The sequence below is a fragment of the Clostridium beijerinckii genome (genome assembly GCF_036699995.1).
In the GTDB taxonomy this organism is placed as follows: Bacteria; Bacillota; Clostridia; order Clostridiales; family Clostridiaceae; genus Clostridium; species Clostridium helianthi.
The window spans coordinates 1,936,828-1,949,667 of record NZ_CP144906.1; the positions used below are offsets into that span (position 1 = coordinate 1,936,828).

The following is a 12,840-nucleotide window of genomic DNA, read 5'->3' on the forward strand; positions in this document are numbered from 1 at the left end:
GATTTCTTACTCTGATGTTAAATAGGCTGAAAGAGAACAAAGTATAAATAGGATATTTGTTTTACAAGCCCCATTTTTCAATTTGACAACTAATTATACTTTCGGTACATATTCTTCTTTTGTACCAGTTACATGATCTACATATTTTATTAAATTTAGCTTCACTAAAATTTTTGTAAATAGTATCTATAAGTTCATGAAACGTATATACTTTATTTTCTTTGATATTGTATGTTTGTAAAGTACTATAATCCAATTCATTGACTTTATCCTGAGTTGTACAGCAATTGTTAACTTGTCTATTAGGACAATCATTACATATGGCATCACATCCTACAATAAACATAACCTTGGAATAAGGATTTTCCTTAATTAAAGTTACTAATTTATCCATGCCTCTTGTAAAATTCTTACTATATCCTAATCCCTGATAAAAAAATAAGCAATTTATATGATGTGGTCTAAGTAATAACATTTTTATAACTCCATCTGATTTTTCTTCCAGTATATAGCATATAAAAACAGTTTGTCAACCTTGTGAAATTATTAGGTTAACTATTTATATGATCGATTTATGAAATAGTTTATGTTGAAAATAAAGTTAATGATAAAGAAGTCTATAAAATATCTGAATATGAATTTTTTATAGGAGCAAAATATAATAATACATCAGTTAAAAAATAGTTTTATTAAGGTCTATTGAATATAAATAGTAAATTGTAATTAATAATGTTATAATTTTGAGGAAATGAGGTGTTTAAGTTTATGACAAAAAAGACTAGCAGAAATACAGATATATTAAAAGATACTAAAAATACAACATCTCCTAAAGTTTATTCTTTATTAGTAGAACTAGTAAATGCTGATAGGGAAGATTTAGCTGAAGATGTGCTAAAGATAGATTATTTATTAACATATGCAAATAATTGCGTAAAGGATAAAGATCTAAGAGAGGCAAGGGATACCTTAGGAATTGCTAGAAATAGAATTGATAAACTAATTGATAATAGTGTGAATGTTGAATATTTAGTTCATCTTTATGATAAAATTAACTCGAAATTATAAATTATTAGAGATTATTTAAATTATATAGATAAAATATAAATATTAATGTTATAATAAATTAATTTTCATTAAGTAATTGATGATTAAAATATAAAATGTAAAGTGAGAAGAATAAATGAGATTTGAAAGTTTAGAAAAAACCATAAACAAATTAGATAATGATATTGAAGCCTTAAGAAGGGTTAAACAATATTTATCAAATAAAGATGAAATTAATGAAATAAGCGATTTATTAAATAAGGAAAGACAAGTATATGCGGATGAATTGTATATAGGTGATGCTGTAGCTTATAATGAGAGTTTAGAAATATTAAAGCAATTGTTAAATAAAGAATTAGGAAAAGATGAACAAGTTAAATTATTAGAAGATATAAAAGAAATACACGGAAGAAAGTCGCCAAATGTCAGTAAAAAAAGTCATGGACTTAATGCGTGGCTTAAGTTTCTTGATATCCAATGTGAGTGGATTGAAAATCCTAATAGTGATTGGTCAACATTAATTATAAAAGGATTTATACCAAGGAATAATAATTAAAATATTTTTTCAAGAACAAGTAGGTTTTCATATTCATGAGAACTTATTTTTTTCTGTAAGTTTGTATAATCTTCTATGCTTTAATAAAAAATAGAATAGAAGTAGAGGGGATTCGTAGCGTATTATATTTTAGGGTGTTATACACACAAATAGTTTGAATTACTAAATATAGGAGTAATTTATAATGTAAAAATAAAGAAAAGTCATTATTATATAAAACGCTTAATACTAGTGTATCGCTCAGCACTATAATCAGATAAATATAGAACTTTTATGAAATATAAAAATAATTTAATTTTATAGTATAAATTTAGAGTCACTGGGTATAGTAATAATGTAAAATATTTAGTTAAAGATAAAGTTATAAAAAGCAACTACATTTTATAAAACTATCTAAAATGTAAGATAGAAAAAGTTTTCGGAAAGTTATTGACAAGAATAAGCAGCGGTGATATGATGTAATTCGTCGCTGAAAAGCATAAAATTCAATAACTTAAAGCTTATAAAATGTTTAAAAAGTTTTTTAAAAATGTTGTTGACAAAGTCTGAAAGCGATGATATACTGAGTAAGCTGTCAGAAACGACAGAAACTTGTAAAGCCTTGTAACAAGAAGGTTTAGAAAGAAAAATTGGTCTTTGAAAATTGAACAGAATAACATAAATATATTTAAGTAAACCAGCAATTCTTTATTTGAGTAAGCTAAGATTAAACTTTTTATTGAGAGTTTGATCCTGGCTCAGGACGAACGCTGGCGGCGTGCTTAACACATGCAAGTCGAGCGATGAAGCTCCTTCGGGAGTGGATTAGCGGCGGACGGGTGAGTAACACGTGGGTAACCTGCCTCATAGAGGGGAATAGCCTTCCGAAAGGAAGATTAATACCGCATAAGATTGTAGTGCCGCATGGCATAGCAATTAAAGGAGTAATCCGCTATAAGATGGACCCGCGTCGCATTAGCTAGTTGGTGAGGTAACGGCTCACCAAGGCGACGATGCGTAGCCGACCTGAGAGGGTGATCGGCCACATTGGGACTGAGACACGGCCTAGACTCCTACGGGAGGCAGCAGTGGGGAATATTGCACAATGGGGGAAACCCTGATGCAGCAACGCCGCGTGAGTGATGACGGTCTTCGGATTGTAAAGCTCTGTCTTCAGGGACGATAATGACGGTACCTGAGGAGGAAGCCACGGCTAACTACGTGCCAGCAGCCGCGGTAATACGTAGGTGGCAAGCGTTGTCCGGATTTACTGGGCGTAAAGGGAGCGTAGGTGGATATTTAAGTGGGATGTGAAATACTCGGGCTTAACCTGGGTGCTGCATTCCAAACTGGATATCTAGAGTGCAGGAGAGGAAAGTAGAATTCCTAGTGTAGCGGTGAAATGCGTAGAGATTAGGAAGAATACCAGTGGCGAAGGCGACTTTCTGGACTGTAACTGACACTGAGGCTCGAAAGCGTGGGGAGCAAACAGGATTAGATACCCTGGTAGTCCACGCCGTAAACGATGAATACTAGGTGTAGGGGTTGTCATGACCTCTGTGCCGCCGCTAACGCATTAAGTATTCCGCCTGGGGAGTACGGTCGCAAGATTAAAACTCAAAGGAATTGACGGGGGCCCGCACAAGCAGCGGAGCATGTGGTTTAATTCGAAGCAACGCGAAGAACCTTACCTAGACTTGACATCTCCTGAATTACCCTTAATCGGGGAAGCCCTTCGGGGCAGGAAGACAGGTGGTGCATGGTTGTCGTCAGCTCGTGTCGTGAGATGTTGGGTTAAGTCCCGCAACGAGCGCAACCCTTATTGTTAGTTGCTACCATTTAGTTGAGCACTCTAGCGAGACTGCCCGGGTTAACCGGGAGGAAGGTGGGGATGACGTCAAATCATCATGCCCCTTATGTCTAGGGCTACACACGTGCTACAATGGCTGGTACAGAGAGATGCTAAACCGTGAGGTGGAGCCAAACTTTAAAACCAGTCTCAGTTCGGATTGTAGGCTGAAACTCGCCTACATGAAGCTGGAGTTGCTAGTAATCGCGAATCAGAATGTCGCGGTGAATACGTTCCCGGGCCTTGTACACACCGCCCGTCACACCATGAGAGTTGGCAATACCCAAAGTTCGTGAGCTAACGTGCAAGCGAGGCAGCGACCTAAGGTAGGGTCAGCGATTGGGGTGAAGTCGTAACAAGGTAGCCGTAGGAGAACCTGCGGCTGGATCACCTCCTTTCTATGGAGAAATCTAGATCAGCATGATGTCTGACTAGTACAGATACATTATTATGTATCAAAATATAAAATACTTGCTCAAAGGTTACTTAAGTATTTGTTCTGTTCAATTTTGAAAGACTAAGTCTTTCAAAATGCGTAGCTTAGTAGCGACAAGTGCGAGAAAGCGAAAATTTTATGAAATGAAGCGTACTTCACGTACGTAAATGAGTAAAATTCGAAGCTGACGAAGCAATTGCCGATAATAAGCAGGCAGATGTTCTTTGAAAATTGCACATAGATTTAATGTATATAAAATACAACAAAGCCAAGAATAAATATTCTTTGTGAAATGATTAAGTAAATTAAATATATTTGAATAAAATATATTAATTTACCAAAAGCGAAGCTTAGTAGTGACAAGAACGAGGAAGCAAGAGTTTTAGGAAGCGAGCGTACTTCATGTACGTGAGTGAGTAAAACACGCAGCTGACGAAGTTATTGGTGCTAATAAGCGAGCGAACCAAAGGTCAAGCTACAAAGGGCGCATGGTGAATGCCTTGGCATCAGGAGCCGATGAAGGACGCGATAAGCTGCGATAAGCTTCGGGTAGGCGCACATAGCCAGAGATCCGAAGATTTCCGAATGAGGAAACTCACATGGGAAACCCCATGTATCATAAAGTGAATACATAGCTTTATGAAGGTATACCCAGGGAACTGAAACATCTAAGTACCTGGAGGAAGAGAAAGAAAAATCGATTTTCTTAGTAGCGGCGAGCGAAAAGGAAAGAGCCCAAACCAGAGATTTATCTCTGGGGTTGCGGACAGAACATAACGAGAAATCATAGTTAATTGAACACAACTGGAAAGTTGGACCACAGTGGGTAATAGTCCCGTAAGTGAAAACTATGATAATCAGTTCTGCACCAGAGTACCACGAGACACGTGAAACCTTGTGGGAAGCAGGGAGGACCACCTCCCAAGGCTAAATACTACCTGATGACCGATAGTGAAGCAGTACCGTGAGGGAAAGGTGAAAAGAACCCCGGGAGGGGAGTGAAATAGAACCTGAAACCATGTGCCTACAACCGATCAGAGCACCTTATGTGTGTGATGATGTGCTTTTTGTAGAACGAGCCAACGAGTTACGGTATGTAGCGAGGTTAAGTACTTAAGGTACGGAGCCGAAGGGAAACCGAGTCTTAATAGGGCGACTAGTTGCATGCTGTAGACCCGAAACCGGGTGACCTATCCATGGCCAGGTTGAAGCGAGGGTAAAACCTCGTGGAGGACCGAACCACGTTGCTGTTGAAAAAGCATGGGATGAGCTGTGGATAGCGGAGAAATTCCAATCGAACTCGGATATAGCTGGTTCTCCTCGAAATAGCTTTAGGGCTAGCGTCGGAAAATGTGAGTAGTGGAGGTAGAGCACTGAATAGGCTAGGGGGCATAGCGCTTACCGAACCTTATCAAACTCCGAATGCCACATACTATCAGTCCGGCAGTCAGACTATGAAAGATAAGTTCCATGGTCAAAAGGGAAACAGCCCAGATCGTCAGCTAAGGTCCCAAAGTGTAAGTTAAGTGGAAAAGGATGTGGGATTTCTAAGACAACTAGGATGTTGGCTTAGAAGCAGCCACTCATTAAAAGAGTGCGTAATAGCTCACTAGTCAAGAGATCCTGCGCCGAAAATGTCCGGGGCTCAAACTTACCACCGAAGCTACGGGTTCACGTTTTACGTGAGCGGTAGAGGAGCGTCGTAATCGGGCTGAAGTCGTACCGTAAGGAGCGGTGGACTGATTACGAGTGAGAATGTTGGCATTAGTAGCGAGATGTAGGCGAGAATCCTACAGGCCGAATATCTAAGGTTTCCTGAGTAAAGTTTGTCTTCTCAGGGTTAGTCGGGACCTAAGGCGAGGCCGAAAGGCGTAGTCGATGGACAATTGGTTGATATTCCAATACCACTATAATCGTTATTATCGATGGTGTGACGGAGAAGGATAGGATGTGCTAGCTATTGGATGCTAGTCTAAGCGTTTAGGGAGTTGGGATTGGCAAATCCGTTCCAACAATTCTGAGGCGTGATGGGGAAGGTTCTACGGAACCGAAGTATCTGATTCCATGCTTCCAAGAAAAGCATCTAGAGAGAGAAGTAGTGCCCGTACCGCAAACCGACACAGGTAGATGAGGAGAGAATCCTAAGGCCGACGGAAGAATTGCAGTTAAGGAACTAGGCAAATTGACCCCGTAACTTCGGGAGAAGGGGTGCCTGAGAAATCAGGCCGCAGAGAATAGGCACAAGCAACTGTTTAACAAAAACACAGGTCTCTGCTAAAGCGAAAGCTGATGTATAGGGGCTGACGCCTGCCCGGTGCTGGAAGGTTAAGGGGAACACTTAGCGAAATATCGCGAAGGTGTGAACTTAAGCCCCAGTAAACGGCGGCCGTAACTATAACGGTCCTAAGGTAGCGAAATTCCTTGTCAGGTAAGTTCTGACCCGCACGAATGGCGTAATGACTTGTGCACTGTCTCAACTGCAAATCCGGCGAAGTTGTAGTGCGAGTGAAGATGCTCGCTACCCGCGATTGGACGGAAAGACCCCGTAGAGCTTTACTGTAGCTTAGCATTGAATTTCGGTATTGTCTGTACAGGATAGGTGGGAGACTGGGAAACTAGGGCGTCAGCCTTGGTGGAGTCGTTGTTGGGATACCACCCTGATAGTATTGAAGTTCTAACTGGATGCCATGAAACTGGTGACAGGACATTGTTAGGTGGGCAGTTTGACTGGGGCGGTCGCCTCCTAAAATGTAACGGAGGCGCCCAAAGGTTCCCTCAGAACGGTCGGAAATCGTTCGAAGAGTGTAAAGGCAGAAGGGAGCCTGACTGCGACACCTACAAGTGGAGCAGGGACGAAAGTCGGGCTTAGTGATCCGGTGGTACCTCGTGGGAGGGCCATCGCTCAACGGATAAAAGCTACCTCGGGGATAACAGGCTGATCTCCCCCAAGAGTTCACATCGACGGGGAGGTTTGGCACCTCGATGTCGGCTCGTCGCATCCTGGGGCTGAAGTAGGTCCCAAGGGTTGGGCTGTTCGCCCATTAAAGCGGCACGCGAGCTGGGTTCAGAACGTCGTGAGACAGTTCGGTCCCTATCCGTCGCGGGCGTAGGAAATTTGAGAGGAGCTGTCCTTAGTACGAGAGGACCGGGATGGACTGACCTATGGTGTACCAGTTGTTTCGCCAGAAGCATAGCTGGGTAGCTAAGTCGGGAAGGGATAAACGCTGAAAGCATCTAAGTGTGAAGCCCACCTCAAGATGAGATTTCCCATAGCATAAGCTAGTAAGACCCCTTGAAGACTACAAGGTTGATAGGTCAGAGGTGTAAGTATGGTAACATATTTAGCTGACTGATACTAATAGGTCGAGGGCTTGACCAATATAATCAAGTTGTAATATACATTAATAGAGGAAGCTCGACTCACTGGCGTTCGCTGAGTAAGTTCGAGTATCCAAATATAAAATTTGGACTCTCACTTATGTGCAATTTTGAAAGAACAAAACTTTCATAAGGAATAATTACAGTAATAGTTTCATGTAAATGTAGTATAAGCGTAAACTAAGAGTCTTTTTTCAAAGGAAACTCGACTCACATTCGTTCGCTGAGTGCTAATTTACACGAAATCGAAGATTTCTGTAAATTATGCATCTCGTGATGATGGCATAGAGGTAACACTCCTTCCCATTCCGAACAGGAAAGTTAAGGTCTATAGCGCCGATGGTACTGCATGGGAGACTGTGTGGCAGAGTAGGACGTTGCGAGGTAATAAAAAATATGCTCAGATGATAAGTTATCATCTGAGCATATTTTTTATTATAAAGTTTTTTGATTTAAAATAATAATTAAAGAATCATTTAATATAAAAATTCAGCTTTAAGGATTTGTAATAACTACTATACAACGTGTAACTAATTTTTTGGACACGACTATACTGGTATTAATAGAGATAAGCATATATATTGAAATTTATTTCTATGCACAATTTTTTATAGTTAGATTTCATTATTTGGACTGTTTAAGAATTTGCTAACTATCATTAAATTGTGATTGTGATAAATTACTTTAGAAGGTGAGATTATGATTAAATTAGTACTAGTAAGGCATGGAGAAAGTCTTTGGAATTTAGAAAATAGATTTACTGGATGGACAGATGTGGATTTGTCAGAGAATGGATTAAAGGAAGCAAGTAGAGCAGGAAAAATACTTAAGAAAAATGGTTTTGTATTTGAAGTAGCTTATACATCAGTTCTAAAAAGAGCGATAAGAACATTATGGATAATATTATATGAGATGGATTTGGCATGGATTCCTGTTTTTAAATCATGGAGATTAAACGAGAGGCATTATGGAGCCTTACAAGGATTAAATAAAGCAGAAACTGCTAAAAAATATGGAGAAGAGCAAGTTCATAAATGGAGAAGATTTGTAAATGTAAAACCTCCAGAATTGACTAAAGAGGATACCAGATACCCTAGAAATGAATATAAGTACAAGGATTTAAATGAAGAACAGATACCCTTAACAGAAAATCTTGCTGATACTGAAAGACGTGTGTTAGAGGAATGGAGAGGAAATATAGCTCAAGATTTGAAAGCAGGTAAAAGAGTGATAATATCTGCTCATGGAAATACATTAAGAGCTTTAGTTAAATATTTAGATGGTATTCCAGCTGATAATATAGCTGATTTGAATATTCCAACAGGAATACCTTTAGTATATGAATTGGATGAGAAGTTAAAGCCAATTACTCATTATTACCTATCAGATAAGGAATAAGCGATAGGATAAATTGGTGTAAAAATCTGAATTCAAGAAAGAATTACAATAGCTATAATAAAGAAATATAATTTATTGCGAAGACAGTAAATCTTCTAAAATTTTAAATTATGATTGTTAATGAGTGAAATACTGAATCACATGTTTAAATTATATATAGATTTACTGTTTTTGTGATTTTATTCAAATTAAATATAAAATTTTGTACTTTTTGTTTATATATTTCTATTAATATAAAGCGTATAATTACATAGTTGTGGAGTACAGAATTCAAATAGGATATTTTTGTGGTATCGTACTAAATGTTTGACTAATATAAATTAATTTTTACTAATATCTTTAAGGGGGAGACATTAAATGATGATAACTAGAAATTTAACAAAAGGAAATCCGGCAAAATTGATATTGCTGTTTACTATTCCTTTATTAATAGGAAATATATTTCAACAATTTTACAACATAGCAGATACATTTATTGTTGGTCGTACAATAGGCGTAAATGCTTTAGCAGCAGTAGGATGTACAGGAAGTATAATGTTTTTAATTTTAGGGTTTGCTCAAGGTTTAACATCTGGACTTTCAATCATTACTGCACAAAAATTTGGTGCAGATGATAAGGAAGGAGTTAAGAAAAGTTACTTCACAGGCATAGTTATTAGCATGATAATAACTATAATTCTTACAACTATAAGCACGATTCTAGCTAGACCTATATTAGAACTAATGAATACACCTGTAGAAATTGTTGATGATGCATATAATTTTGTAGTAGTAATATTTATTGGAATAATAGCGTCAATGTTTTTTAATTTTTTTTCTAATATTATTAGAGCTTTGGGAGATAGCAAAACTCCATTAATATACCTAGTGGTAGCGTGTATTTTAAATATAATTTTAGAATTTGCATTTATATTAATATTCAAGATGGGAGTAACTGGGGCAGCTTGTGCAACTGTTATAGCCCAGGGAGTATCGGCATTATTGTGTATGTGGTACATAAAGAGAAATTTGCCCATACTTAAGTTAAGGAAGAGTGACTTAAAGTTATCCAAAGAAACTTTTTTAGAACACATTAAAATTTCTCTACCAATGGGATTTCAGGCATCTATAATAGCAATTGGAGCTATCATATTACAATTTGCATTAAATAGCCTTGGGGCTACTTCTGTAGCTGCATATACTGCTGCTCAGAAAATAGATACTCTCGCAACTCAACCTATGATGTCATTTGGTATAACAATGGCTACATACACAGCTCAAAATTTTGGTGCGGAAAAAATTGATAGAATTAAAGAAGGCGTAAAGAAATGTGTTTTCATATCAGTAGCATTTAGTATTATAGTGGGCCTTATAAATACTTTTGCAGGTTATTTTCTTACAGGAATCTTTGTTGGATATGATCAAAAAGAAGTTATTAGGTTGTCGCAAATATATTTAACTTCAAACGGATTAAATTATTTTTTACTTTCACTACTGTTTATATATAGATATACGCTTCAAGGATTAGGACAAAGTTTTATTCCAACAGTAGCAGGAATTATGGAATTATTAATGAGGACGTTCGCTGCAATTATATTATCACGACCGTTAGGTTTTTTAGGCGTATGTATAGCTAATCCATTAGCATGGCTTGGAGCATGTATTCCACTTATAAGTGCATACTATATTAGCATTAGAAGAATAGATATAGAATATTCAAAAAAGAAAAGCTGTTTGTATGAATCAAATATAGATGCATGCAATTATATAAGTAAGTAAAAGTTAGTTTATATAGTAACTTTGTATTGTCGTAAGATTTATGTAATAAGGAATGAAATAGGATTATTTAACACCAATAATCTTAGTTCATTCCTTATTTCATTTTCTTGAATATTTTAATTATGTTTAAATCTATACCTCTAATAGAGTGACTTGCAATTAAATATTGAATTTATATTTATTTCTTAGCTTCTAAGATAAATCATATATTTTGAACAAATAACTTATCCTAGAGGTATATAAAATGTTTTAATATTTAATGAAGTTATGACGTGTTTGTTTAGAAAATCAGTGAAGATGAGCAGAAGTTTGATAGATATAATAACAGAAGAATTTTTAGTTTTGATAAAACTAAGTTTAGTATAGAAGATTAAAAGGAAAGTGAAACTAGATAAATTAATATTGGTGAAAAATTTCCACAGATATTTGAATGTAAAATACTGAATATATAAAATTTATAATATATATACTTAAGAATATAAAATAGGTTTTATATAAATGCTATAATTAGAAGATCGGGAGTGAGATTATGGACGGAAAATCAGTGATAAAGTGGCATAAAGATATAAATGGAAAAAGAGTAGTAGATGCTTTGATAAAAAATGATTTTGATGCGATATATTTGGCAACTAAAGATGAGGTAATAGAATTTATTATGAAATATGTGAAAGCAGGTACTAAGGTCGGTTTTGGTGGTTCAGTGACAATATCTGATATGAAAATTCAGGATAAAGTTAAGGCTGCTGGAGGGAGAGTTTTTGATCATGGAGAAGTATCAAGTGTAGAAGAGGCTATGTCTATTGCAAGAGAGGAGATATTTAGTGATCTATATTTATGTAGTAGTAATGCTATAACTTTAGATGGGACTCTTATTAATGTAGATGGAATGGGAAACAGGATATCAGCTATGACTTTTGGACCTAGAAAAGTCATAATTGTAGCAAGTGTTGATAAGATATGTAAAGATGAAGCAGCAGCTTTTGAGCGATTGGAGAATATAGCATCACCTATGAATAATAAGAGACTTGAGAAGCCGAATCCTTGTTCAAAAACTGGCATATGCATGAATTGTAAATCGCAAACTAGGATATGCAGAGTATATTCAATTATGAGAAGAAAGCCTATGACCACAGATATAACCGTAATAATTATGGGAGAAAGTGGAGGCTTTTAGTTACAATGAATTAAAAATACTTAATATATTTTGATAATTATATTAAGATGAACATACATTTTTATAAAGTGGATATAAATTAAAAATTTAATAAAGTATTTATTGTAATAAAATGAAAAATAATATATAAATATATATGAAAATAAAAATGCTAGAATTAATAATTAACATTTTTAGCATTTGTTATTAAAATAAAGATAAAAAGTGAGGAACAAAATGGAAGATAATCAAAATATACAAGACAAAATAAAGAGTTTTTTAGAAGAGAATAGGATAAATGTTAAAGGTGGAACTATAACAAGTGAAAAGCAATTATCACTAGTTTTAAATGATCTTGCAATGGGTGATTTGAAAAAAGGAAAGCTAGATAAGGCATTATATTTTACAGAAAAAGCAGCTGAATTCAATAAAGAAAATTATTATTCATATTTTATAAAAGGTCTAGTATATAGAAAGTTAGGTAAAAATGAAGATGCGATTGAAGCATTTAATGTATATTGTAAAGACTCTGATGATTCATTAACCCACATATATATGGGACTTTCGTATGCAGAATTAGGAAACATAGAAAATGCATTAGATCATCTTAGAAAAGGCGAAAAGAACATCTCAAAAAATGAAAAGGAAGATCATAAATTATTAATCTGTGCGACTTATGAGTGTATAGGAAATATATATTTAAGTAAAGAAAATATAGTAGAATTTAATGAGAGAGATAAATATAGTATGAACTATAAAAGTGCAGTAAGATATTATAAAATGGCACTAAAAATAAATAGGAGAAATCCTGATTTAATCAATAGATTAGCTGCATGTTATTATCATATTGAAGATTTAAATAAAGCATTATATTGCTATGAGCAAGCCGCTAAGATTGTAGAAGATAAAAGCATGTATGTAGAAGCAATCAAAGAAATGCATGAAGCTGGTGCTAAATCAGAGCCAGCAGGATTTTAGTCTATAAGAAAATTGTATAGATAAAAAAGCTTAATGTTATATTTTAGTAACATTAAGCTTTTTTGTGTTTTAATAAGCCAAAGGTAAACAACGTTAAAATATTGTATGTAAATTAATTTAATACATTCTGAAAAGTAAAGCAAAAATATCTTTCTAGACTAGAATTAATTAAAAGAGATAGAGACTAAGAAATACATAACTGATATATATATAAATTAACTTGTAAAAACTATCATAACATTTCTACATAACGAACGTTTTTTAATAATATAGTTCTAATATTTATATTTGTAGAGAATACAAATGTCTTT

At 35.4% G+C, this 12,840-nt stretch carries 7 protein-coding genes and 3 rRNA genes; 9 read left to right on the forward strand and 1 reads right to left on the reverse strand.

The window, feature by feature from the left end; all coding sequences use genetic code 11:
* Nucleotides 1-61 precede the first annotated feature (61 nt).
* Nucleotides 62-475, reverse strand: a complete 414-nt coding sequence (locus PZA12_RS09090) for a DUF1284 domain-containing protein (protein ID WP_078115257.1) — start codon at nucleotides 473-475, stop codon at nucleotides 62-64.
* A 290-nt stretch (nucleotides 476-765) separates the two neighbouring features.
* Between PZA12_RS09090 and PZA12_RS09095 the strand changes: the two genes are divergently transcribed.
* From PZA12_RS09095 to PZA12_RS09135, 9 genes are all read left to right on the forward strand, one after another.
* Nucleotides 766-1,065, forward strand: coding sequence for a hypothetical protein (locus tag PZA12_RS09095; protein ID WP_077839470.1), 300 nt, complete (start codon nucleotides 766-768; stop codon nucleotides 1,063-1,065).
* A gap of 115 nt (nucleotides 1,066-1,180) precedes the next feature.
* Complete coding sequence (locus PZA12_RS09100; RefSeq protein ID WP_077839471.1) at nucleotides 1,181-1,600, forward strand: hypothetical protein; 420 nt, start codon at nucleotides 1,181-1,183, stop codon at nucleotides 1,598-1,600.
* A 714-nt stretch (nucleotides 1,601-2,314) separates the two neighbouring features.
* Nucleotides 2,315-3,826, forward strand: a 16S ribosomal RNA gene (locus PZA12_RS09105).
* A gap of 506 nt (nucleotides 3,827-4,332) precedes the next feature.
* Nucleotides 4,333-7,243, forward strand: a 23S ribosomal RNA gene (locus tag PZA12_RS09110).
* Nucleotides 7,244-7,511: 268 nt separating this feature from the next.
* Nucleotides 7,512-7,628, forward strand: a 5S ribosomal RNA gene (gene rrf / locus PZA12_RS09115).
* Together the 16S, 23S and 5S rRNA genes form the textbook arrangement of a ribosomal RNA operon.
* Nucleotides 7,629-7,941: 313 nt before the next feature.
* Nucleotides 7,942-8,640, forward strand: a complete 699-nt coding sequence (gene gpmA / locus PZA12_RS09120; RefSeq protein WP_078117109.1) for a 2,3-diphosphoglycerate-dependent phosphoglycerate mutase — start codon at nucleotides 7,942-7,944, stop codon at nucleotides 8,638-8,640.
* Nucleotides 8,641-8,997: 357 nt separating this feature from the next.
* Complete coding sequence (locus PZA12_RS09125) at nucleotides 8,998-10,398, forward strand: MATE family efflux transporter (protein WP_078117108.1); 1,401 nt, start codon at nucleotides 8,998-9,000, stop codon at nucleotides 10,396-10,398.
* 529 nt (nucleotides 10,399-10,927) lie between these two features.
* Entirely contained in the window at nucleotides 10,928-11,572 is a 645-nt protein-coding gene (locus PZA12_RS09130) for a lactate utilization protein (protein WP_078117107.1), read from the forward strand.
* Between the two features lie 216 nt (nucleotides 11,573-11,788).
* Nucleotides 11,789-12,529, forward strand: coding sequence for a tetratricopeptide repeat protein (locus tag PZA12_RS09135; RefSeq protein ID WP_078117106.1), 741 nt, complete (start codon nucleotides 11,789-11,791; stop codon nucleotides 12,527-12,529).
* Nucleotides 12,530-12,840: the final 311 nt, after the last annotated feature.